The following is a 22,858-nucleotide window of genomic DNA, read 5'->3' on the forward strand; positions in this document are numbered from 1 at the left end:
CTCAGATCTTCCGATCTTGCTCCGGTAATTGGCACAGCCGTTGCATGGTCTGTTCCGATGCAGTTAACCAGCTTGGGAGTTTAAAAGTATGAGGGGCAGTTTCTCGACAATAACAAAAATGTTTTCGGCCGGCGTGGTCACCGCCGGCCTGCTGATGAGCATTCCCGCCAAGGCGGCCGACGACACCATCAAGGTCGGCATCCTCCATTCGCTGTCGGGAACCATGGCGATCTCGGAGACGACGCTAAAGGACGCCATGCTGATGCTCATCGAAGAGCAGAATGCCAAGGGTGGCCTGCTCGGCAAGAAGCTCGAGGCGGTGGTCGTCGATCCGGCTTCCAACTGGCCGCTGTTCGCAGAAAAAGCGCGCGAGCTGATCTCGAAGGACAAGGTCGCGGCGGTGTTCGGCTGCTGGACCTCGGTGTCGCGCAAATCGGTGCTGCCGGTGTTCAGCGAACTCGACAACATCCTGTTCTACCCGGTTCAATATGAGGGCGAGGAGAGCGAGCGCAACGTGTTCTACACCGGTGCGGCGCCGAACCAGCAAGCCATTCCCGCGGTCGACTATCTGATGAGCGAGGATGGCGGTTCGGTGAAGCGCTGGGTGCTCGAAGGCACCGACTATGTCTATCCGCGCACCACCAACAAAATTCTTGAAGCCTATCTGAAGGCGAAGGGCGTTGCTGCCGAAGACATCATGGTCAACTATACGCCGTTCGGCTTCTCCGACTGGCAGACCGAAGTCTCGGCAATCAAGAAGTTCGGCTCGGCCGGCAAGAAGACCGCTGTCGTCTCGACCGTCAACGGCGACGCCAACGTGCCGTTCTACAAGGAACTCGGCAATCAGGGCATCAAGGCCGAGGATATTCCGGTCATGGCCTTCTCGGTTGGTGAGGAAGAGCTTGCCGGTCTCGACACCGCGCCGCTCGTCGGCCATCTCGCCGCCTGGAATTATTTCGAGAGCGTCGACACGCCCGAGAACGCGAAGTTCATCGCCGATTGGCACAAATTCATCAAGAACGACAAGCGCACCACCAACGACCCAATGGAAGCCCACTATATCGGCTTCAACATGTGGGTGAAGGCGGTAGAGAAGGCCGGTACCACCGATCCGGACAAGGTCATCGACGCCATGGTCGGTGTCTCGGTGCCGAACCTGACCGGCGGTTATTCGACCATGATGCCGAACCATCATATCACCAAGCCGGTGCTGATCGGCGAAATCCAGGCCGACGGCCAGTTCGAAACCGTCTCGCAGACGCCGGGCCTGGTGATGGGCGACGAGTGGTCCGACTACCTGCCTGATTCCAAGGACCTGATCTCCGATTGGCGCGCGCCTCTATCCTGCGGCAACTTCAACGTTGCCACCGGCAAATGCGGCGGCAAGGGAACCAACTAATCCTCCCGGTCTGTCCTCCCAGACCGCAAAGCCTCCGGGCGGGCTCCTTCTCCAGCCTGCCCGGAGGCGACATTCAACCTCCAAGAGCCACCAGAAACCGATGATCCTGATCCGCGCGATTGGCCTGATGCTGCTGCTCCTCCTGGGGGCGCTGCTGCCGTCGAACGCCAGCGAAGCAGATCTGCGCGCCGTCATCGCCAAATTCGCCACTGCCGCCAATTTTCCGGCGATCGAAGCCGTCGTGCGCGAGCTTGCGGCTTCCGGCGATCCGGCCGTCGAACGGCCGCTTGCCGCGCTTGCGGAGGGCAGCCTTTACGTCCGCAAGGCCGATTCACTGGTCTTTGTCGGCAAGGAGAGCGGCGACGGTATTGAGCTGCTCGATGCGCTCACCGGCGAAAAATCGGGCGAAGCTGCCAAGGCCGACATCACCAAGATCAAAGTCAACAACACGCTGCGCCGCGTCATCCGCGACGCGCTGGGCACACTGACGCTTGGCTCCAAGGACCCGGCCGTGCGCATTGCCGCCGCCGACACCATGTTCAAGACGCCGGACGCGGCAAACATCGAGCCGCTCGACACCGCCATCGCCAATGAGAGCGTGGCAAGCGTCAAGGCGCTGCTCGAACATGCCCGCGCCGCGTCGGTTCTCGTTTCCGACAGGCCGGAGGCCGACAAACTGGCGGCTATCGCTCTCATCGGCGCGCGCGGCGACCGCGATGCGGTGTCGCTGCTCACGTCTGTAGAGGCCAATTCCGAAGGTGCGGTGAAGGACGCGGCGACGGCTGCGATCGCCAATATCAATTCGACGCTGGCGCTGTGGGATGCCGGCCAGAATATCTGGTACGGCATATCGCTCGGATCGGTGCTGCTGCTGGCGGCGATTGGCCTGGCCATCACCTTCGGCGTCATGGGCGTCATCAACATGGCGCATGGCGAGATGGTCATGCTCGGTGCCTACACGACCTTCGTCGTGCAGGAGGTGATCCGGAATTCCTTTCCCGGTCTGTTCGACTGGTCGCTGGTCATCGCCTTGCCGCTGGCCTTCCTAGTGGCGGCGCTCGTCGGCCTTGTCATTGAGCGCGGGCTGATCCGCTTCCTCTACGGCCGGCCGCTGGAGACGCTGCTGGCGACATGGGGTGTGTCGCTGATCCTGCAGCAGGCCGTACGCACCATCTTCGGGCCGACCAACCAGGAGGTAGGCAACCCGTCATGGATGTCCGGCTCGTTCAATATCGGCCAGCTTGCCGTGACATGGAACCGGCTCTGGATCCTGGTATTCGCGCTTGGCGTGTTCGCGGTGCTGCTCTACGTGATGAAGCGCACGCCTTGGGGGCTGCAGATGCGTGCCGTCACCGCCAACCGCCGCATGGCCGCCTCGATGGGCATCAGGACGCCGTGGGTCGACGCCCTGACGTTTGCACTCGGCTCCGGCATTGCCGGCATAGCCGGTGTCGCGCTCAGCCAGATCGACAACGTCTCGCCCAATCTCGGTCGCGGCTACATCATCGACAGCTTCATGGTCGTCGTCTTCGGCGGTGTCGGCAATCTCTGGGGCACGCTGGTCGGCGCCTTCTCGCTCGGCATCGTCAACAAGTTCCTCGAACCTTATGCCGGAGCGGTGCTCGGCAAGATCGTCGTCCTGGTGCTGATCATCCTGTTCATCCAGAAACGCCCGCGCGGCTTGTTTGCGCTCAAGGGCAGGTCGGTGGAAGCATGATCACGGGACGTTTCTTTGCCGCCGGCGCCGATCGTCGCGTCGCCATCACCATCTTCGTCCTGCTGGCGGCCGCCATCGTCGTGCCGCTGCTCAACCTTGCGGTCTCGCCGACAAGTTCCTTCTACGTGCCGTCTTATATCGTGGCGCTCACCGGCAAATATCTCTGCTACGCACTGCTCGCCTTGGCGCTCGATCTCGTCTGGGGCTATTGCGGCATCCTCTCGCTCGGCCACGGCGCGTTCTTCGCGCTCGGCGGCTATGCGATGGGCATGTACCTGATGCGCCAGATCGGCTCGCGAGGCGTCTACGGCAATCCGCTGCTGCCCGACTTCATGGTGTTCCTGAACTACAAGGAATTGCCGTGGTTCTGGTATGGCTTCGACCATTTCTGGTTCGCGGCGGTCATGGTGCTTGCGGTGCCCGGCCTGCTCGCCTTCGTCTTCGGCTGGTTTGCCTTCCGCAGCCGCGTCACCGGCGTCTATCTGTCGATCATCACCCAGGCGATGACCTATGCGCTGCTGCTTGCCTTTTTCCGCAACGACATGGGTTTCGGCGGCAATAACGGCCTGACCGATTTCAAGGACATTCTAGGCTTCAACGTGCAGGCCGACATGACACGCTCGGCGCTGTTCGCGGCCAGCGCCGTCATGCTCGCGTTTGCCGTCTTCGTCACCTGGGCAATCGTCGGTTCCAAATACGGCAAGCTTTTGATGGCGGTGCGCGACGCCGAAAGCCGCACGCGCTTTCTCGGCTGGCGGGCGGAGAACGTCAAACTGTTCGCCTTCACCGTGTCGGCGGTGATGGCCGGCATCGCCGGTGCGCTTTACGTGCCGCAAGTCGGCATCATCAACCCTGGCGAGTTCGAGCCGTCCAATTCGATCGAGGTGGTGGTGTGGGCGGCCGTCGGCGGGCGCGGCACCATCGTCGGACCGATCATTGGCGCGCTTCTGGTCAATGCCGGTAAATCCTGGTTCACCGGCGTGCTGCCGGAGTTCTGGCTGTTTGCGCTGGGCGGCCTGTTTGTCGCCGTCACGCTGTTCCTGCCCAAGGGCATCATCGGCATGTGGGATTCCTGGCGCGGCAATGCCAAGGCGCTGCGGGCAGCCTCGATTGCCGAGGAAGCCGGCACCGATCCTGACACGCCGGTGCCGCCGAAAACCGATCGCTCGGCGGCGAGAAGGCCGGGCGACTGGTCGGCCTCCGGTGCCGAACCGCAGCCGGCGGAGTGATGGCCTGATGTCGAAGAGCAACACCATCCTCTATCTCGACGGCGTGTCGGTTTCCTTCGATGGTTTTCGCGCCATCAACAACCTGTCGCTGGTGCTCGACAAGGGCGAGATGCGGGCGATCATCGGCCCCAACGGCGCCGGCAAGACGACGATGATGGACATCGTCACCGGCAAGACGCGGCCCGACGCGGGCGAGGTCTTCTTCGACGGCGAGGTCGACCTGACTAAACACGACGAGGCCGAAATCGCCATGATGGGCATCGGCCGTAAATTCCAGAAGCCGACCGTCTTCGAAAGCCACACGATCGAGGACAATCTGATGCTGGCGCTGAAAGGCCCGCGCTCGATCTTCCCGGCACTGTTCCATCGTCGCTCGGCCGCGGAAGCGCGGCAGATCGACGACATTCTCGGCATCATCCGGCTTGGCGACAAGCGCGACGAACTCGCCGCCAATTTGAGCCATGGCCAAAAACAATGGCTCGAGATCGGCATGCTTTTGGCGCAGGATCCGAAGCTGCTGCTGGTCGACGAACCGGTTGCCGGCATGACGGACGCCGAGACTGAGGAAACCGCGCGGCTGCTTAGAGACATCGCGCGCGACCATTCGGTCATCGTCGTCGAGCACGACATGCATTTCGTGCGCGAGCTCGGCGTCAAGGTTACCTGCCTGCACGAAGGCTCGGTACTTTCCGAGGGCTCGCTCGACTTCGTTTCGGCCGACGAGCGCGTCGTCGAAGTCTACCTGGGGAGATGAGCATGGTCTGGCGCGTTCCGTTCCATCATTTCGACCTTTCGTTTTTCAGGCGTTGGAGAAAGCGCTGACCATGCTCGAAGTCTCCAATGCCACGCTGCATTACGGCGCCGCCCAGGCGCTGCGCGGCGTCTCGCTAAAGGCCGGCGCCGGCAAGATCACCTGTGTGCTCGGCCGCAACGGCGTCGGCAAAACCAGTTTGATGAGATCGATCGTCGGCCATCACCGGCTGACGAGCGGAAGTGTTGCCTTCGAGGGGAAGGCGCTCGACCGGAGCGCGGCGTATGATCGCGCCCGGTCGGGCATCGCATTCGTGCCGCAGGGCAGGGAGATCTTTCCACTGCTTACGGTGCGGGAAAACCTCGAATCGGGATTCGCGCCGCTGAAGCGCGCCGACCGCAACATTCCCGGTCACGTCTTCGAGCTGTTTCCGGTGCTGAAGCAGATGCTCGCGCGCCGCGGCGGCGATCTGTCCGGCGGCCAGCAGCAGCAGCTTGCCATCGGCAGGGCACTGGTGATGCGGCCGAAACTGCTGGTGCTCGACGAGCCGACCGAAGGCATCCAGCCGTCGATCATCAAGGATATCGGCCGCGCCATCCGCTATCTGCGCGACCAAGCCGGCATTGCCGTGCTTTTGGTCGAACAATATCTCGATTTCTGCCGGGAATTGGCCGACGAGGTCAATATCATGGACCGCGGCCAGATCGTCCATACCGGCCCCGCCGAGGATCTCGACCGGGCGGACGTGCGGAAATTCCTGACCGTCTGAATTCTTATTGATTCTATTACTTTGCAACTCTGGCGCGCCGAAGATTGCGTGCTAGATTTTGCTTGGCCTTGGTGAGTCGGCCGCTTTCCGTACCAGTTCCAAATTGGCAGATCAGGGGAAGGCGCGGGCCGCTTGCGCGCAAGCCGCTCCCTCCAGCGATCTGTTGTCGTCCAACATTTCGGGTGCTTGGGAGCCAGGGCCAGATGATGGAGCGCTATGTCGAGGACTACCAGAAACGACGGCTCACGGAGCGTGTCGACATCATAACCGCCATCAACATTCTGAAATCGCAGGGATATGAACACGACGAACTTATCGCGGAGATCACCAAGGTCTTCTATGTCGATCTCGATGCTTTCAACGAGATCGTCAGGGTTGATCGGCGTCCGGACGAGCGCGCCGCATAGGCGGTAATCTAGGAGCCGGCCAGCCGGACCGCCGACAGCGGGGCGTCAGCCTGCGACCCGCTTCATCAGCGCGATGGCGCCGAATGGAGCGCGGACCTTGCCCTCGGTGATGAAGTAGACGAACACGTCGCGTGGCTTGACCGGCGCGTCGGTCGAAGGATCGGCGCGCGGCAGCTCGGCCGGTACCTTGCCCTGCGCCCAAGTCTTGGCGCGGGCCGCCCATTCGTCGAGCGCCTTGGGCGTATAGCAATCGGGATTGTCGTCGCTGCCGGTCTGCAGCCGCGCATAGATGAAATCGCCGGTGACGTCGGCAATCGCTGGATATTTAGCATGATCAGCAAAAACGATCGCGACCTTGTGCTTGCGTGCCAAGGCGGCGAACTCGGGCACGACGAAGCTGTCATTGCGCACCTCGACCGCGTGGCGCAGCGCAACGCCGTCCTGCTTCTCCGGCAATAGCTTGAGGAACGCCTCGAAGTCGTCCGGGTCGAACCGCTTGGTCGGCGCGAACTGCCACAGGATCGGCCCAAGCTTGTCGCCAAGTGCCGCGACGCCCGACCCGAGGAAGCGCATCACCGATTCGCCGGCCTCGCCGAGCACGCGGCGGTTGGTGACGAAGCGGTTGCCCTTCAGCGAATAGACGAAACCATCCGGCGCCTCGTTGGCCCATTTGACGAAGGTCGGCTCCTTGAAGCTCGAATAATAGGTGCCGTTGACCTCGATGGTCGGCACCTGCCGGCTGGCGTAATTCAGCTGCTTGGCCTTCGACAATTTGTCCGGGTAGAAGGACGTGTCCCAGGGCTCGAAGGTCCAGCCGCCCATGCCAGCGCGGATTGTTCCTGATTGAGTCATGGTAGTCCTCCCGGTTTGCAGAAAAAGGATCACGCGATGGCGGTCGTCTCGACGGCTTTCGCCATGTCGACGACCGTCCATCCTGGCCGATATGGATTGGGCCGGCGACCCGTTTCGCGAAAGCCGTAGGCCTTATACAACGAAACGTTCCGTTCCATTCTGGAATTGGTGTAGAGTCGGATTTCAGGCAAGCTCCACAGGCGCGTCTGTTGCTCGGCCCAGTCGAGCAGCGCTATGCCGAAACCCTTGCCTTGAAAGGCGGGCGCAACGGCGACGCTGAAGATCACTGTGTGGTCATCGTGCCGTTCGAGAACGATCAGGCCGGCCGGCTGTCCGTACTGCTCCGAAAGCCAGACCTCGCCGCGTTCTATGCGCGGCGCATAGTCCTCGGTGACGGGGATCGGCGGCGCTCCGAACAGGGCGGTGTAGGGCGCGTAGGCGTCGGTGGTGAGCGAGATCACCGTAGGGAGATCATCGGCCCGAGCGGCTCTCATGATCAAAACTGGCCCGCGCCGGCAGCGGCCGCAATCACCTTGTCCATGCCGGCGGCGATCGCAGCGACGGCATTGCGACTAGCGTCGCCCAAGCCGTGGCGTTCCGCCAGCCAGTGTGCGTCATTGTAGGAGAGCCAGACCTTGCCTTGCTCGTCCTCCCAGGCCAACGCCTTGACCGGCAGATCGATGCCGGCAAGCTGCCGGTCCTGCATCAGTGGCGTACCGCCTTTGGGATTGCCGAAAATCAGGAGTTGGGTTGGACGCAGTGATGTTTCGACATTGCGCGCACCGGCGGCGTGGTCAATGCGGGCGAAGACCAGCAATCCTGCACGTTCCACAGTCTCGACCAGGCGATCGATGGTTTCGGCCACGCCGAAGCTGCTTTGGACCGTGATGAGACCGTTCTTTGCCATCACTCCGCCGCTTCGCGCTTGCCTCCGGGGCGCCGCTCCAGCAATTCCCTCAGGAACTGCCCGGTATAGCTGCGCTTTTCGCGAACGATGTCCTCCGGCGTGCCGGACGCCACCAGCTCGCCGCCGCCGTCACCACCTTCGGGGCCAAGATCGAGAACCCAGTCAGCGGTCTTGATCACCTCTAGATTGTGCTCGATGACGACGACCGTGTTGCCCTGGTCGACCAGTTCGTGCAGCACTTCAAGCAGCTTGGCGACATCGTGGAAATGCAGGCCGGTGGTCGGTTCGTCGAGGATGTAGAGCGTTTTGCCGGTTGCCTTGCGCGACAGTTCCTTGGCGAGCTTGATGCGCTGCGCTTCGCCGCCCGATAAAGTCGTCGCCTGCTGGCCAACATGGATGTAGCCGAGGCCGACCCGTTTCAGCGTCTCCAGCTTGTCGCGCACGCCGGGCACGGCGGCGAAGAAATCGACGCCTTCCTCGACCGTCATGTCGAGCACGTCGGCGATGGACTTGCCCTTGAACAGCACGTCGAGCGTCTCGCGGTTGTAGCGCTTGCCGTGGCAGACATCACAGGTGACATAGACGTCGGGCAGAAAATGCATCTCGATCTTGATGACGCCGTCGCCCTGGCAGGCCTCGCAGCGGCCGCCCTTGACGTTGAACGAGAAACGGCCCGGCTGGTAGCCGCGCGCCTTGGCCTCCGGCAGGCCGGCGAACCAGTCGCGGATCGGCGTGAAGGCGCCGGTATAGGTTGCAGGGTTGGAGCGCGGGGTGCGCCCGATCGGCGACTGGTCGATATCGATGACCTTGTCGAGGAATTCCAGCCCTTCGATGCGGTCGTGATCGGCAGGATGCTCACGCGAGCCCATGATGCGGCGTGACGCCGCCTTGAACAAGGTCTCGATCAGGAAGGTCGACTTGCCGCCGCCGGACACGCCGGTGACGGCGGTAAACGTGCCGAGCGGGATTTCAGCGGTGACGTTCTTCAGATTGTTGCCGCGCGCGCCGACGATCTTCAGCCGGCGGTTCTTTTTCGCCTCGCGCCGAACCGCAGGCGTCGCCACTTCGAGCTCGCCCGACAGATATTTGCCGGTGATCGAGGCGGGAGTCGCCATGATCTGCTGCGGTGTGCCCTGGGCGATGATGTGACCGCCATGGATGCCGGCGGCCGGGCCGATATCGACGACGTAGTCGGCATGTAGGATGGCATCCTCGTCGTGCTCGACGACGATGACCGTGTTGCCGATGTCGCGCAGATGCTTCAGCGTGTCGAGCAGGCGGGCATTGTCGCGCTGATGCAGGCCGATCGACGGCTCGTCGAGCACGTAGAGCACGCCGGTCAGGCCGGAGCCGATCTGCGAAGCGAGGCGGATGCGCTGGCTCTCGCCGCCTGACAGCGTGCCGGAGTTGCGCGACAGCGTCAGATAGTCGAGACCGACATCGTTGAGGAAGCGCAGCCGCTCGCGGATTTCCTTGAGCACGCGCACTGCGATCTCGTTCTGCTTGTCGTTAAGCGAAGCAGGCAAATCGGTGAACCACTGGTCAGCCTTGCGGATCGACAGCTCGGTGACCTCGCCAATGTGCTTGCCGGCGATCTTGACTGCGAGCGCCTCGGGCTTCAGCCGGTAGCCGCGGCAGGCCGGGCAGGGTGTGGCCGACATGAAGCGCTCGATCTCCTCGCGCATCCAGGCGGATTCGGTTTCCTTCCAGCGGCGCTCGAGATTGGGGATGACGCCTTCGAAGGTCTTGGTCGTCTTGTAGGAGCGCAGCCCGTCATCATACTGGAAGGCGATTTCGCGCTCGCCAGTGCCGTGCAGGATGGCTTGCTTTGCCTCTTCGCTCAAATCCTTGAACTTGTCGCCGAGCTTGAAGCCATAGGCAACGCCTAGCGCTTCTAGCGTCTGCGCATAATAGGGCGAGGTCGACTTCGCCCACGGGCTGACGGCGCCGGCACGCAGCGAGACATTCTCGTCGGGCACGACCAGGCTGGCATCGATGGCGCGCTGGCTGCCGAGCCCGTCACAGGTCGGGCAGGCGCCGAACGGATTATTGAACGAGAACAGCCTGGGCTCGATCTCGGGAATGGTGAAGCCGGATACCGGGCAGGCGAACTTTTCCGAGAACAGCATGCGCTCATGCGTCTCGTTCTTCGACTTGTTGACCGAATCCTCGCCGGTCTGGCTGGCGTCGAGCGGCTTGTCGGCAAATTCCGCCACCGCCAGCCCGTCGGCCAGCTTCAGCGCGGTCTCGATGGAATCGGCGAGCCGCGTCGCCAGATCGCCGCGCACGACGATGCGGTCGACGACGACGTCGATGTCGTGCTTGTACTTCTTGTCCAGCGCCGGCACGTCGGCGATCTCGTAGAAGACGCCGTCGACCTTGACGCGCTGAAAACCCTTTTTCTGCAGCTCGAGCAGTTCCTTGCGGTACTCGCCTTTGCGGCCGCGCACCATCGGTGCCAGGATGAACAGCCGGGTGCCCTCTTCGACCGCAAGCACCCGGTCGACCATCTGCGAAACCGTCTGGCTCTCGATCGGCAGGCCGGTGGCCGGCGAATAGGGGATGCCGACGCGGGCGAACAAAAGCCGCATATAATCGTAGATCTCGGTGACGGTGCCGACCGTCGAGCGCGGGTTCTTCGAGGTGGTCTTCTGCTCGATGGAGATGGCCGGCGACAGGCCGTCGATCTGGTCGACGTCCGGCTTCTGCATCATCTCGAGGAATTGCCGTGCGTAGGCCGAAAGGCTCTCGACATAGCGGCGCTGGCCTTCGGCATAGATGGTGTCGAAGGCAAGCGACGACTTGCCGGACCCCGACAGGCCGGTCATGACAATCAGGCTGTCACGCGGCAGGTCGAGATCGACATTCTTCAGATTGTGTTCGCGTGCCCCGCGAATGGAGAGATATTTATGGTCGGCCATCGCCGGTCGCCGCCTCAGAATCTGGAATTCGTGGGATGGGCGGGTTTTCCCGACCACCCCCTATGTAGGTAATTTCGCCGCCTTTTCGAGAGACGCCACAACTCTCGACCAATGCGTTTAACCGCCTTTCGCGCGAACGGGCAAGCGGAAAGAACAAAGGCCGAACACGCTCCTGACAAAAGCTGCCCGTACAGCCGGCTTCACAATGCGTCTCGCGATCACATTTTTCGGTAATCGGCTATTCAAGGTTGACGTCCATGCGTCACGGGGGCAGACTCCAAACGTCAACGAAGCCGGCCGTCTTTCGATGGCCTCGCGGCCTGGGGCTAGCCTGCGAGACGCCGCGGGTTATGCGATGAGCGCTTCGACGACGACAGTCGCAACGAACAGAAGGAGAGCAGAGGCATGACTCCACCGGATAGTTCCTTGAGGCTCCACGTGTCGCTGGAGCCGCGGCAGGTATAAGTAGCCAGGTCAGGCGTTTAGCGCTACCTGCCAACGTTGACCTGCCGATCCCCACAACAATCAGAGACTGCTAGTCGGATCGTCGGCTGAATGCCGCGAAGCATCCGAAATAAAAAGCCGGCAGTACACTCCCGGCAATTTGGATTTCAGATCCAAGAGGCCCCGTCAGTTGCACAAGCAATGGCGGGGCTGTTCGTTTGAAGCGCACATTTGCGGTGCATACCAGGCGAACTTAGCGGCTGGGAGGCCTGATCCCGCCGGTGGCGACATCGATGGTGATGCTACCGGAAATCCGAACTTCGGTATCGCCGATCTTGAATGTGCCGTAGCCGCTGCTGGGAACCGCCCCGTCGGGCTCGGGCTGCAGCGCTGGCTCGGCGATGCGATAGTCGCTGGTCACACCGGGCAGGGCGCCCCTTTGCGCCGACGTCGAATTATCTTGGGCAAATGCCGTGCCCACCAGCATGTTCGTGCCCACAATGGCGGCAATGGCAAGGTATAGGCTGGGTGAACGGCTGGCGGTCATCACCTGACTATAGTGCGGCGATAGCGCCGAAGCCAGACCGGCGGCGCTGAAAGTTGCCGGCCCTTATATCGCTTCGAAGGTGCTTCACGCGGCCTGTTTGCGAGTGTCGAAAACATGGTCGACGAGGCCCCAATCCTTGGCCTCCTGCGCGGTCATGAAAAAGTCGCGGTCGAGCGTGCGTTCCACTTCTTCGTAGGTGCGGCCGCAATGCTGGGCGTAAAGATCGGTCATGCGCCGCTTGGTGCGAAGGATGCCCTCGGCATGGCGCTGGATGTCGGAGGCCTGGCCCTGGAAACCCCCGAGAGGCTGATGCAGCACGATGCTGGCGTTGGGCAATGCGATGCGCCGCCCCGGCGTGCCCGCCATCAAGAGGAACGAGGCCATCGAGGCGGCGAAGCCCATACAAACGGTGGAGACCGGGCAGCTGATGTACTGCATCGTGTCGTAGATGGCGAAACCGCTGGTCACCACGCCGCCCGGCGAGTTGATGTAGAGCGAGACCTCCTTGTCGGGATTGTCGGATTCCAGCGACAGAAGCTGGGCGCAGACCAGCGCCGAGGTGCCGTCGTCGATCGGGCCGTTGATGAAGACGATGCGCTCGCGCAGCAGCCGCGAAAATATGTCGAAGGCGCGTTCGCCGCGGCTCGACTGCTCGATCACCATCGGCACCAGATTGGCAAGGCCGCTCATCGTTTCTCTCCGTTGACTATTGTCGTTCAGGCCGCGCGCAGGAAGAGGCGCGGGATGTTGGCGGCGATCTGCTTGTGCCTGGGATTGCGCGCTTCAAACGAAAGCCGACAGCCGGCGCCTGCCATCGCGATCTCCGGCATCGCTGCCCGAGCAAAACCATCATGGACGATGCGCAGATGCGTGCCGCCGGAAACGGTGCGATCGAGCGTAAAGGTGACGATGCTGTCCACCGGGCTGTCGTCCATTGGGCTGTCCACCGGGCTGCCGGGCGGCGCCTGTGTATCGCCGGGCGCCGGCCGTTCCCGCCAGGAATAGCGCAGCAGCCGTCCGGGATCGGCGTCGAGGATTTCGCATTCGATCGGCGCCTCCGGCGCTTTAAAGGCAAAGCGGCTACCGATCTTTGGTTCAATGTCGTTCGGCATCATCCAGGCCGCGAGCAGGTCCGGCACCGTCAGCGCCCGCCACACCTTTTCCGGCGGCTCCGGCAGCTCGCACTCGAACTCGATCTTGTCTGCCGCCATTTCCGCGCGTTCTTTGCCTCGGCTGGTCATTGGTCCATGTCCTTCAAAACCGTCTTGAGCCTTTCGATGCGCTCTGGCCAGAACGCGCGGTAGCGTTCGATCCAGCCGAGCAGTGGCGCAAGCCCCTTCGGATCGGCGCGGTAATAGGCGTTGCGACCGGCCCGGCGCTCGACCACGAGGCCGGCGCCGCGCAGCACGGCGAGGTGTTGCGATACCGCCGGCTGCGATACCGGCATGCCAGTGCGCAGTTCCGACACCGTCATCTCGCCGCCGGCGAGCCGCTCATAGACGGCGCGACGCGTCGGATCGGCCAGTGCCCGAAAAATCTCTGCTTCGATCATGTCAAAAGCATAAGTCGATACTTATCGGTTTGGCAAGCCGTGTTTTTAAGACAGGCGGTGTTTTTTAAGACGGGCGAGGTTTTACAAACTCGCTGGAAGCCAGCGTCTCACCATGTCAGGGGATCCGTTGAACGTCGCCTCGAAAACTGGTGACGCGAGCACGGCATGGATATGAAGCATTTCGGAGCCGACGTTTCGGAAGCCATGTCGCCTGCGCGCGGCAACAACAAGCGACTGTCCGGCAGTCAAGAGGACATGCTCTTCGTCGATCCACATCTCGGCCTTGCCAGCGATGACGGTAAGCACTTCCTCGACCGGGTGCCAATGTGTCGGGGCGCCAACCGCTGGTTCGACCCATTGTTCGAATATGCAAAGTTGAGTTGCGCCGTTGCGAGCCGAGACATGCATTCGGGTCTTTACCCCCGCCCGCCATTCTTCTTGCGGCTGATCGTCATGCGCAACCGTCTTCATGCGTTCGCCTCGATCCCATGGTCTGTGGAAATTCGACGCCAAGACACTACTTCTTGCTGACAACTATTGACAGTGCAGGGCCTGTACTATAGAACGAAAAGAGAACAAAAACGTTGTGGGAAAAGGCAGCGACGGCAGGCAGGGCTTATCCATAGCCTGTAAGGTGCAGCGACAGAAATCTGGTTTCGGATGAGCGCGGAGAAGTATCATGGCGGGTAGCGTCAACAAGGTCATTCTGGTGGGCAACCTCGGGGCGGACCCTGAAATCCGCCGCCTGAATTCGGGTGACCCGGTTGTCAACATCCGCATCGCGACGTCGGAAAGCTGGCGCGACAAGACTTCCGGAGAGCGCAAGGAAAAGACCGAGTGGCACAATGTCGTGATCTTCAACGATCAGATCGCCAAGGTGGCCGAGCAGTATCTGAAGAAGGGCATGAAAGTCTACGTCGAGGGCCAGTTGCAGACGCGCAAGTGGCAGGACCAGACCGGCAATGACCGCTATACGACCGAAATCGTGCTGCAGAAATTCCGCGGCGAGCTGCAGATGCTCGATGCACGGGGCGAGGGCGGCGGCCAGGTCGGCAACTATGCCGGTGGTGGTGCCAGCCGCGGGTCCGATTTCGGCCAGTCCGGCCCGGGCGAAAGTTTCAATCGCGGTGGCGCCAACAAGGGCACCGGCGGTGGTTCGTCGCGCGAACTGGACGACGAAATCCCGTTCTGATTTCTCGGGGCGGACTGCCCTTGCGGCGAAAAGCGCCAGCACCTTGGCCACGAAATGGCGTCCCGAAAATCTGTCTTGGATTTTCGGGACGTTGTGCGTTTGAGCGGTGAAAGGACGGATCAGTGAAAGCAAGGGTCAAATGGGTCGAGGAGCGCACTTTCGTCGGCGAGTCCGCCAGTGGGCACAAGCTGGTGCTAGGCACTGCGTTCGGGCCGGAGGGCAAGACGCCGGGGCCGAGCCCAATGGAGCTGGTGCTGATCGGCACCGGCGGCTGTTCGGCTTATGACGTGGTCCATATCCTGGAAAAGGGGCGCGAGGCGGTCGAAGATTGCGTCGTCGAACTCGATGCCGACCGTGCAGAAGCCGATCCCAAGGTGTTCACCCGCATCCACATGCATTTCGTCGTCAAGGGCCGGGCGCTGTCGCACGACAAGGTAAAGCGCGCGATCGAGCTTTCGATCGAGAAATACTGCTCGGCCTCGGCAATGATGGCCAAGACCGCCGTGATCACCCATGACTTCGAAGTGATCGAGACGGCGAAGTAGGGCGGTTCCTACGTCGCCATCAGTGCCTTGATGCCGTCGGCGACGAACTGCACGGCGAGCGCCGCCAGTATGACGCCAAGCAGCCGCGTGAGGATCGAACGGCCGGTCTGGCCGAGGATACGGTCGATGCGCTCTGACAGCACGAACACCAGGTAGGTGATGACAAGGCAGATCGCGATGATGCCGACAAGGGCTGCCTGCGCACCAAAACCCTGAAACGAGCTTGAGAGCAGGACGGTCGCCGAAATCGCACCGGGACCCGCAATAAGCGGGATCGCCAGCGGAAAGGCGGCGATGTTGTGGATCATGTCCCTGGTGATGGCGACATCGCCGATCTTCTCCTTGCGGTCCTGCCGGCGCTCGAACACCATTTCGAAGGCGATGAAGAACAGCAGAAAGCCGCCGGCGACGCGGAAGGCCGGCAGGGTGATGCCGAAGACTGACAGGATCGACGCTCCGGCGACTGCGAACAACGCCATCACCAGGAAGGCGATGACCGAGGCGCGCACGGAGACCTGGTTGCGCTCCTCGCGGTTCATGCCGCGGGTCACGGCGAGGAAGAGCGGCGCCAGGCCGGGCGGATCGATCGTCACCAGTATGGTGACGAAGGCGTTGAACAGGCTGTCGAAGCTCGGCATGCTGACCCTCCCCGCCGGCCATGCCGGATAACGGGATTGGTAGAGCAAAGCGGTGCCAGTGGAAACCGTGCGGATCAGGGGCTGGCGGCGCGCCGCGCCAGAAACTCGACTTCGACACGCCAGGTGGCGCCGTCGTCATACGAGCGCTCGCCCAGCCAGCGGAAGGAATCTCCGGTGATCCGGGAAAAGCTCCAGCGTACCGAAGCGCCGGTGCCGTCTGCGCCCAATTGGACGATCGTGTCGCCTTCGACGCGGCCCAGCTGGCGGCTGTAATACTGGTTGCGCGGGTCGCTCCAGAAGATGTGCCAGACGTCGACGCCTGGGTCACAGACGCGCAACGTCGTGCCATAGAAGGTCCATTTGCCGAGCGACGGCGAGGGGCCGGCGTCGCGAGCGGGCAGGATCCATACGTCCTGGATCGCTCGGCCTTCAAGCACCCAGCCGAAGTGCACCTCGCCGCGCCCGGTCAGCACCTGGCCGTCTTCGAGATGGCGCGTGGCGTCGAACGTCCAGGCGCCGACGAAGCGGCCGTAAAGGTTCAGTTTCTCGGCAAGGGCCGGTGCGGGCCCATCGCTGTGCAGGGCCTTGGCAAAGGAATTGGACATGGCTTCGCTCTCATCTTGTCAGGAGACCGGCAAGCATAGAAGCCGACAGGGGTTCTGCGCTTGGGAAAAATTGCTATGTTTCGGCGATGACGACGAGCGCGCATAGGCTGGCGTCGGGCCGAGGCTGGCAGGTGTTGGATGTCATCTGCACCGCTAGTGCCGCCGACAGGCCATTCGAGGAGGAGCATCGGGATTTCTGCGTCGCCGCCGTGACCAGCGGCACGTTCCGCTATCGTGCGCGCCAGGGCACGGCGATGCTGGCGCCTGGCGCGCTCCTGCTCGGCAATCCCGGTACATGCTACGAATGCGGTCATGAGCATGGCGCCGGCGACCGCTGCCTCTCCTTCCATTTCGGACTGGCCTATATGGAGCGGATCGTCGCCGACGCGGGCGCAAAGCAGCTTGATTTCAGCATGCCGCGCCTGCCGCCTTTGCCGGCGCTGGTGCCGCTGCTCGCCGAAGCGGAGGCGGCGCGCGAGATGGCCGACACCGGCGCGTTCGAGGAACTCGCCCTGCGCATTGCCGGCGCAGCCGTGACAGCGGCTTGCGGCGATACGGATCGGGGACGGGCGCCAAGTCGCCGTGACCAGAAGCGTGTCGCCGAAGCGGTGCGCCGCATCGAAATCGATGCCGACCGGCCGATCTCGCTTGCCGAACTCGCCGACGAGACCGCCACCAGCCCTTACCATTTCCTGCGCACCTTCCGGCACGTTGCCGGCATGACGCCCTATCAGTTCCTGCTGAGAGCGCGGCTGCACAGGGCAGCCGTGCGGCTGCGGACGTCAGATCAGGCGATCTCGGCGATCGCCTTTGCGGCGGGATTCAACGATCTATCAACCTTCAACCGCCGTTTCCGGCGGCTGATGGGCGAGACGCCGGGAACTTATCGCGCCCGCCGGCGACGCTCGTGAAAGGGTGCCACGGCCATATCGTCGCAATTGGTGTATCCTTTTGAATTTGCCGCTAAAAACGACACTGGAAAACTGCCGCGATTATTGGAGTTTCGGGCCGGCTTCCTATATAAGCACCAAGTGATTCCTGATTAGATTGTGATCCGATTTGACCGACCAAAAGACACCGCGCGGCGCCGACGGCGGCCCCACCGGCATCGAGCCGATATCCATCATCGAGGAGATGCAGCGCTCCTATCTCGATTACGCCATGAGCGTAATCGTCAGCCGTGCGCTGCCGGACGTGCGCGACGGCCTCAAGCCGGTGCATCGCCGCATCCTCTACGCCGCCTATGAGAGCGGCTATCACTGGAACCGCAAATATGTGAAATCGGCACGCCCGGTCGCCGACGTGATGGGTAAATACCATCCGCATGGCGACGCCTCGATCTATGACGCTTTGGTGCGCATGGCGCAGGATTGGTCGCTGCGCGTTCCGCTGATCGACGGGCAGGGCAATTTCGGCTCGATCGACGGCGATCCGCCGGCGGCGATGCGCTACACGGAATCGCGGCTGACCAAGGTCGCGCATGAGTTGCTGGAAGACATCGACAAGGACACCGTCGATTTCCAGGACACTTACGATGCGTCGGGCAGCGAACCGAAAGTCCTGCCGGCGCGCTTTCCGAACCTGTTGGTCAACGGCTCCGGCGGTATCGCCGTCGGCATGGCCACCAACATCCCGCCGCACAATCTGGGCGAGGTCTGCAACGGCGCCATTGCCCTCATCGACAATCCGGCGATCGACCTGCCGGCGCTGATGGAGATCATTCCTGGACCGGATTTCCCGACCGGCGGCATCGTGCTTGGCCGCTCCGGCATCTACAGCGCCTATTCGACAGGCCGCGGTTCCATCGTCATGCGCGGCCGCGTCAACGTCGAGCCACGCGGCAACGACCGTGAATCGATTGTCATCACCGAGGTTCCCTACCAGGTGAACAAGGCGTCGATGATCGAGAAGATGGCCGAGCTGGTGCGCGATAAGCGCATCGAGGGCATTTCCGACATTCGCGACGAGAGCGACCGCCAGGGTTACCGCGTCGTTATCGAACTGAAGCGCGACGCCGTCGCCGATGTCATCCTCAACCAGCTTTACCGCTTCACCCCGCTGCAGACGTCCTTCGGCGCCAATATGGTGGCGCTGAACGGCGGCAAGCCGGAATTGCTGACGCTGACCGACATGCTGAAGGCGTTCGTCGCCTTCCGTGAGGAGGTGATCAGCCGGCGCACGAAATTCCTGCTGCGCAAGGCGCGCGACCGCGCCCATGTGCTGGTCGGCCTTGCCATTGCTGTTGCCAACATCGATGAAGTCATCAAGCTGATCCGCACGGCGCCGGACCCGCAGACGGCGCGCGAGCAGTTGATGGAGCGGCGCTGGCCTTCGGGCGACGTGGAATCGCTGATTCTGTTGATCGACGATCCGCGCCATCGCATCAACGAGGACGGAACCTACAATCTCTCCGAGGAGCAGGCCCGCGCCATCCTCGAACTGCGCCTGCAGCGCCTGACCGCGCTCGGCCGCGACGAGATCGCGGACGAGCTGAATACGATCGGCGACGAGATCAAGGATTACCTGGACATCCTGTCGTCCCGCGCCCGCATCCAGCAGATCGTCAAGGACGAACTCATCGCCGTGCGCGACGAGTTCGGCACACCGCGCCGCACCGAGCTCGCCGAGGGCGGGGCCGACATGGAAGACGAGGACCTCATCCAGCGCGAGGACATGGTCGTCACCGTCAGCCATTCCGGCTACATCAAGCGCGTGCCGCTGTCGCTCTACCGGGCGCAGCGCCGCGGCGGCAAGGGCCGCTCCGGCATGTCGACCAAGGACGAGGATTTCGTCACCCGGCTGTTCGTCGCCAACACGCACACGCCGGTGCTGTTCTTCTCCTCACGCGGTATCGTCTACAAGGAAAAGGTCTGGCGCCTCCCGATCGGCAACCCGCAATCGCGCGGTAAGGCGCTGATCAACATGCTGCCGCTCGAACAGGGCGAGCGCATCACCACCATCATGCCGCTGCCGGAGGATGAGACGAGCTGGGGCGAGCTCGACGTGATGTTCGCCACCACGCGCGGCACGGTGCGTCGCAACAAGCTTTCGGACTTCGTCCAGGTCAACCGCAACGGCAAGATCGCCATGAAGCTGGACGAGGAAGGCGACGAGATCCTCGGCGTCGAAACCTGCACCGACAATGACGACGTGCTTTTGACGGCAAGTTCCGGCCAGTGCATTCGCTTTTCGGTCAGCGACGTACGCGTCTTCCAGAGCCGCAATTCGGTCGGTGTACGCGGCATAGCCATGGCCGATGGCGACCGGGTGATCTCGATGGCGGTGATCGAGCATGTCGATGCGCCGCCGGCCGAGCGGGCCGCCTACCTCAAGCGGGTGGTGGCTGAACGCCGGCTTGTCGTCGACATTGCCGCCGGTGAGGAGGAAGAAATCCAGCTTACCAATGAGGAGGTCGGCGAAGAGGCGGAGCTTTCCGACGAGCGCTACGAATTCCTCAAGGCACATGAGCAGTTCGTGCTGACGGTTACGGAATATGGCTACGGCAAGCGTTCGTCGTCCTACGATTTCCGTCTGACCGGCCGTGGCGGCAAGGGTATCCGCGCCACCGACGTGTCGAAAACGGCCGAAATCGGCCGCCTGGTGGCGACTTTCCCGGTCGGCAATGACGATCAGATCATGCTGGTTTCGGATGGCGGCACCGTCATCCGCGTCCCGGTCAACGGCATTCGTTTTGCCAGCCGCGCCACCAAGGGCGTTACGATCTTTAATACCGCAGAGGGCGAGAAGGTCGTTTCGGTGGAGCGGATTTCAGAGCCGCAAGCCGACGAAGAGATCGAAGAGAGTGTCGATGCTGAAGGTGGCGCTGCTACCGATGCCGAAGGTGGGGAGCCTGACACTACCGTCGAGTGAGTTTGCCGCGACGGCGCCAGCCCTATGGGCCGGCGTTCTCAAGAAACCCCAGCAATCTAGAAGTGGCGATAAGGCTTGCGGATGCCGAAGCCTTCGAACCGTTTGGTATTGGCCTTGGCGCGGACTCGCTGTGCTTCCTGATGCAACCCGAATACGGTAGCGATCAGCATGGCGACGGTCATTGCTGTGGCGAGCATGTAGATCAGCATGTGCGTGTTCTCCTGCGCCTAACAACGGTTAGATGGGTGTTTGGTTTCATCTTTCGAAGCTGCAACTTAGTGAACACTGCGTGAAGCCGTTGTGAGCGGCACATTCATCTGTCGTTCACGTCGGCCAAAAGGTTCATGGGGCGGGCCTGCCGATCGGATTTGCCTTTAGGGGAGAGGCTCGCTAGAAGCACCTGCCATGACCGAACGCATCGCCCTTTATGCCGGCTCTTTCGACCCGCTGACCAACGGCCATCTCGACGTGCTGAAGGCGTCGCTGGCCGTGGCGGACACCATCTATGCGGCGATCGGCATCCATCCCGGCAAGAAGCCATTGTTTTCCTTCGAGGAACGGGTCGATCTGATCGAAACGGCAACGAAGGCGGAATTCGGCAGCGACGGTGCGCGCATCAAAGTGGTCGCCTTCGACGGTCTGGTCATCGACGCGGCCAGGAAGCATGGCGCCTCGATCATGATCCGCGGCCTGCGCGACGGCACCGATCTCGACTACGAGATGCAGATGGCCGGCATGAACGAGACCATGGCGCCGGAGCTGCAGACGGTCTTCCTGCCCGCCAGCCCCTCGGTGCGCACCATTACCGCCACACTTGTGCGCCAGATAGCTTCGATGGGAGGCGACATCCGCCACTTCGTGCCGGCGGCCGTGGCCGGCGCGCTCACCGCCAAATTCGCGAAATAAATGCATGTCGCCCAAAAGTGGAGCCCGGTTTTGGGTAACGACATGCATGAACGAAGATATTCGGAGAAAGATCCCATGCAGCTGAAAAAGCTTGCCTTCTTGCTTGTCATGCTTGCCGGTCTTGTGACCGCATCGGTGTCGGCGTTTGCCGCCGATCCCGAAAACACCATGATCGTAACGCTGAAGGACGGCGACGTGACCATCGCGCTGAGGCCCGACCTTGCGCCGAAGCACGTCGCGCAGATCAAAAAGCTGGTGCGCCAGGGCGCCTACGACAACGTCGCCTTCCACCGCGTCATCGACGGCTTCATGGCGCAGACCGGCGACGTCAAGTTCGGCAATATGAAGAGCGGCTTCAATGCCGACGCCGTCGGCACCGGCGGTTCCGATCTTCCCGACCTGCCGGCCGAATTCTCCAGCACCGAGCACTACCAGCGCGGCGTGGTCGGCATGGCCCGCTCCGACGATCCGAATTCCGCCAATTCGCAATTCTTCATCATGTTCGCGCCGGCACCGCCGCTCGACGGCCAGTACACCATCGTCGGCAATGTCGTCAGCGGCATGGAGCTGGTGGACCACATCAAGAAAGGCGAAGCGGCGCAGAACGGGACGGTGACCGACCCCGATCGCATGATCAAGGTGCGTATCGCCGCTGACGGCAAGTAAACCCAAGTTTCAAAAGGATATTCTGACATGGCCGAGATCAAGGACCGCGAGAACGCGCTTATCATGGACACGACCAAGGGCAAGGTCGTCATTGAATTGTTCCCAGACCTGGCGCCCGGCCATGTCGGCCGCATCAAGGAGCTGGCGCGCGAAGGCGCCTATGACGGCGTAGTCTTCCACCGCGTCATCGACGGCTTCATGGCGCAGACCGGTGACGTGAAATTCGGCAATTCCAATAAGCCGTCTTTCGCGCCGACCCGCGCCGGTACGGGCGGTTCCGACAAGCCCGACTTGAAGGCCGAGTTCTCCAACGCCAACCACGGCCGCGGCACCTGCTCGATGGCGCGCTCGCAGAACCCGAACTCGGCCAATTCGCAGTTCTTCATCTGCTTCGACGATGCCGCCTTCCTCAACCGCCAGTACACGGTGTGGGGCCAGGTCATCGAAGGCATGGACAATGTCGACAAGATCAAGCGCGGCGAACCGGTGCAGGATCCCGACAAGATCGTGTCGCTCAAGGTCGCGGCCGACGTGAAATGACCAGCCGGGCTGTCGCGGCCATCGCATTTGTGCTCGTCGCGGCGGCCACTCCGGCGGTGGCGACGGAATCGATCGTTTGCAGCGCCGACGGCGGCGCGGCATCGATCGACGTGTTGATGGGACACACAGCCGTCATTGCAGTGGCGCGCGTGTGGCTGGTGGATGCCGGCGGCAAGACATGGACCACGGACGGCCAGCCGGGTTCAACGAAAGTCATCGTCGGACAGGCATTCGAGGACGATGAGCGTATGCTGATCGATCTCACTGATGAGGGCCTCAGCTCGATCGTCGCCAGATTGCGGCTGGTCAAGGCCAGCGAGCAGTCCAGTTTCGCGATGGGCGGCACATTGAGCATAGACGGTGTCGGCGCCTGGGCGGTGACCTGCCCGGAACCTTGAGGC

General features: G+C 62.3%; 26 protein-coding genes. 14 read left to right on the forward strand and 12 right to left on the reverse strand.

Annotation, left to right across the window (positions count from 1 at the left end):
* Positions 1 to 88: 88 nt before the first annotated feature.
* The 6 genes from urtA to NKH43_RS11895 all read left to right on the forward strand — a co-directional run bounded on the left by urtA (position 89) and on the right by NKH43_RS11895 (position 6,272).
* On the forward strand, positions 89 to 1,399 hold the full coding sequence (gene urtA / locus NKH43_RS11870; protein ID WP_352448748.1) for an urea ABC transporter substrate-binding protein: 1,311 nt from the start codon (positions 89 to 91) through the stop codon (positions 1,397 to 1,399).
* Between the two features lie 100 nt (positions 1,400 to 1,499).
* On the forward strand, positions 1,500 to 3,116 hold the full coding sequence (urtB, locus tag NKH43_RS11875) for an urea ABC transporter permease subunit UrtB (protein WP_352494573.1): 1,617 nt from the start codon (positions 1,500 to 1,502) through the stop codon (positions 3,114 to 3,116).
* The gene (gene urtC, locus NKH43_RS11880; RefSeq protein ID WP_352494574.1) at positions 3,113 to 4,345 is read left to right on the forward strand and encodes an urea ABC transporter permease subunit UrtC; all 1,233 of its coding nucleotides are present in this window, start codon (positions 3,113 to 3,115) and stop codon (positions 4,343 to 4,345) included. The genes urtB and urtC overlap by 4 nt, the downstream gene beginning before the upstream one ends.
* A gap of 7 nt (positions 4,346 to 4,352) precedes the next feature.
* On the forward strand, positions 4,353 to 5,099 hold the full coding sequence (gene urtD / locus NKH43_RS11885; protein ID WP_023717809.1) for an urea ABC transporter ATP-binding protein UrtD: 747 nt from the start codon (positions 4,353 to 4,355) through the stop codon (positions 5,097 to 5,099).
* Between the two features lie 70 nt (positions 5,100 to 5,169).
* Positions 5,170 to 5,865, forward strand: coding sequence for an urea ABC transporter ATP-binding subunit UrtE (gene urtE, locus NKH43_RS11890; protein ID WP_126041867.1), 696 nt, complete (start codon positions 5,170 to 5,172; stop codon positions 5,863 to 5,865).
* Positions 5,866 to 6,071: 206 nt separating this feature from the next.
* Positions 6,072 to 6,272 (forward strand): hypothetical protein, encoded by a 201-nt coding sequence (locus NKH43_RS11895; RefSeq protein WP_023717807.1) that lies wholly within the window; start codon positions 6,072 to 6,074, stop codon positions 6,270 to 6,272.
* A gap of 45 nt (positions 6,273 to 6,317) precedes the next feature.
* Here NKH43_RS11895 and NKH43_RS11900 read toward each other — a convergent pair whose 3' ends face one another.
* From NKH43_RS11900 to NKH43_RS11940, 9 genes are all read right to left on the reverse strand, one after another.
* Positions 6,318 to 7,124: a DUF72 domain-containing protein gene (locus tag NKH43_RS11900; protein ID WP_352494575.1), complete on the reverse strand. Its 807-nt coding sequence runs from the start codon at positions 7,122 to 7,124 to the stop codon at positions 6,318 to 6,320.
* A gap of 29 nt (positions 7,125 to 7,153) precedes the next feature.
* Positions 7,154 to 7,624, reverse strand: a complete 471-nt coding sequence (locus NKH43_RS11905) for a GNAT family N-acetyltransferase (RefSeq protein ID WP_352494576.1) — start codon at positions 7,622 to 7,624, stop codon at positions 7,154 to 7,156.
* A complete protein-coding gene (locus tag NKH43_RS11910; RefSeq protein ID WP_023717804.1) occupies positions 7,621 to 8,031 on the reverse strand; it encodes a DUF302 domain-containing protein in 411 nt (136 codons plus the stop codon). The genes NKH43_RS11905 and NKH43_RS11910 overlap by 4 nt, the downstream gene beginning before the upstream one ends.
* Positions 8,031 to 10,952, reverse strand: a complete 2,922-nt coding sequence (gene uvrA, locus NKH43_RS11915; RefSeq protein WP_352515887.1) for an excinuclease ABC subunit UvrA — start codon at positions 10,950 to 10,952, stop codon at positions 8,031 to 8,033. Before uvrA ends, NKH43_RS11910 begins: the two co-directional genes overlap by 1 nt.
* 697 nt (positions 10,953 to 11,649) lie before the next feature.
* Positions 11,650 to 11,943, reverse strand: a complete 294-nt coding sequence (locus tag NKH43_RS11920; RefSeq protein WP_352789227.1) for a hypothetical protein — start codon at positions 11,941 to 11,943, stop codon at positions 11,650 to 11,652.
* A gap of 84 nt (positions 11,944 to 12,027) precedes the next feature.
* Complete coding sequence (locus NKH43_RS11925; RefSeq protein ID WP_352482251.1) at positions 12,028 to 12,633, reverse strand: ATP-dependent Clp protease proteolytic subunit; 606 nt, start codon at positions 12,631 to 12,633, stop codon at positions 12,028 to 12,030.
* A 26-nt stretch (positions 12,634 to 12,659) separates the two neighbouring features.
* On the reverse strand, positions 12,660 to 13,184 hold the full coding sequence (locus tag NKH43_RS11930; protein WP_023717800.1) for an SRPBCC family protein: 525 nt from the start codon (positions 13,182 to 13,184) through the stop codon (positions 12,660 to 12,662).
* Positions 13,181 to 13,495 (reverse strand): ArsR/SmtB family transcription factor, encoded by a 315-nt coding sequence (locus tag NKH43_RS11935; protein ID WP_023717799.1) that lies wholly within the window; start codon positions 13,493 to 13,495, stop codon positions 13,181 to 13,183. The genes NKH43_RS11930 and NKH43_RS11935 overlap by 4 nt, the downstream gene beginning before the upstream one ends.
* Positions 13,496 to 13,576: 81 nt before the next feature.
* Positions 13,577 to 13,966 (reverse strand): cupin domain-containing protein, encoded by a 390-nt coding sequence (locus tag NKH43_RS11940; RefSeq protein WP_352858262.1) that lies wholly within the window; start codon positions 13,964 to 13,966, stop codon positions 13,577 to 13,579.
* Between the two features lie 208 nt (positions 13,967 to 14,174).
* On the opposite strand from NKH43_RS11940, the gene NKH43_RS11945 reads away from it, so the two are divergent.
* Positions 14,175 to 14,687 carry a single-stranded DNA-binding protein gene (locus NKH43_RS11945; protein ID WP_023717797.1) on the forward strand — a complete coding sequence of 171 codons (513 nt, stop codon included), beginning with the start codon at positions 14,175 to 14,177 and terminating at the stop codon, positions 14,685 to 14,687.
* Positions 14,688 to 14,809: 122 nt separating this feature from the next.
* On the forward strand, positions 14,810 to 15,232 hold the full coding sequence (locus tag NKH43_RS11950) for an OsmC family protein (RefSeq protein WP_352482253.1): 423 nt from the start codon (positions 14,810 to 14,812) through the stop codon (positions 15,230 to 15,232).
* Positions 15,233 to 15,240: 8 nt separating this feature from the next.
* Here the strand turns inward: NKH43_RS11950 and NKH43_RS11955 are convergent, their stop codons facing one another.
* Both NKH43_RS11955 and NKH43_RS11960 read right to left on the reverse strand, forming a co-directional pair.
* Positions 15,241 to 15,870 (reverse strand): MarC family protein, encoded by a 630-nt coding sequence (locus tag NKH43_RS11955; RefSeq protein ID WP_352858265.1) that lies wholly within the window; start codon positions 15,868 to 15,870, stop codon positions 15,241 to 15,243.
* Positions 15,871 to 15,944: 74 nt separating this feature from the next.
* A complete protein-coding gene (locus NKH43_RS11960; RefSeq protein WP_352858267.1) occupies positions 15,945 to 16,475 on the reverse strand; it encodes a hypothetical protein in 531 nt (176 codons plus the stop codon).
* Positions 16,476 to 16,561: 86 nt separating this feature from the next.
* On the opposite strand from NKH43_RS11960, the gene NKH43_RS11965 reads away from it, so the two are divergent.
* Together NKH43_RS11965 and gyrA are read left to right on the forward strand one after the other, a co-directional pair.
* Positions 16,562 to 17,386: a helix-turn-helix transcriptional regulator gene (locus tag NKH43_RS11965; RefSeq protein WP_352494581.1), complete on the forward strand. Its 825-nt coding sequence runs from the start codon at positions 16,562 to 16,564 to the stop codon at positions 17,384 to 17,386.
* A 148-nt stretch (positions 17,387 to 17,534) separates the two neighbouring features.
* Complete coding sequence (gyrA, locus tag NKH43_RS11970; RefSeq protein ID WP_023717792.1) at positions 17,535 to 20,345, forward strand: DNA gyrase subunit A; 2,811 nt, start codon at positions 17,535 to 17,537, stop codon at positions 20,343 to 20,345.
* 56 nt (positions 20,346 to 20,401) lie between these two features.
* Here gyrA and NKH43_RS11975 read toward each other — a convergent pair whose 3' ends face one another.
* Positions 20,402 to 20,554 (reverse strand): hypothetical protein, encoded by a 153-nt coding sequence (locus NKH43_RS11975; protein WP_023717791.1) that lies wholly within the window; start codon positions 20,552 to 20,554, stop codon positions 20,402 to 20,404.
* A 196-nt stretch (positions 20,555 to 20,750) separates the two neighbouring features.
* Here NKH43_RS11975 and coaD point away from each other — a divergent pair, with 196 nt between their 5' ends.
* The 4 genes from coaD to NKH43_RS11995 all read left to right on the forward strand — a co-directional run bounded on the left by coaD (position 20,751) and on the right by NKH43_RS11995 (position 22,855).
* Positions 20,751 to 21,251 (forward strand): pantetheine-phosphate adenylyltransferase, encoded by a 501-nt coding sequence (gene coaD, locus NKH43_RS11980; RefSeq protein WP_023717790.1) that lies wholly within the window; start codon positions 20,751 to 20,753, stop codon positions 21,249 to 21,251.
* Positions 21,252 to 21,326: 75 nt separating this feature from the next.
* Positions 21,327 to 21,917 (forward strand): peptidylprolyl isomerase, encoded by a 591-nt coding sequence (locus tag NKH43_RS11985; protein ID WP_502895845.1) that lies wholly within the window; start codon positions 21,327 to 21,329, stop codon positions 21,915 to 21,917.
* Positions 21,918 to 21,944: 27 nt separating this feature from the next.
* Positions 21,945 to 22,457: a peptidylprolyl isomerase gene (locus NKH43_RS11990; RefSeq protein ID WP_023717788.1), complete on the forward strand. Its 513-nt coding sequence runs from the start codon at positions 21,945 to 21,947 to the stop codon at positions 22,455 to 22,457.
* Positions 22,454 to 22,855, forward strand: a complete 402-nt coding sequence (locus tag NKH43_RS11995) for a hypothetical protein (RefSeq protein WP_352855364.1) — start codon at positions 22,454 to 22,456, stop codon at positions 22,853 to 22,855. The genes NKH43_RS11990 and NKH43_RS11995 overlap by 4 nt, the downstream gene beginning before the upstream one ends.
* Positions 22,856 to 22,858: the final 3 nt, after the last annotated feature.

The sequence above is a fragment of the Mesorhizobium sp. M1163 genome, from assembly GCF_040318415.1.
In the GTDB taxonomy this organism is placed as follows: domain Bacteria; phylum Pseudomonadota; class Alphaproteobacteria; order Rhizobiales; family Rhizobiaceae; genus Mesorhizobium.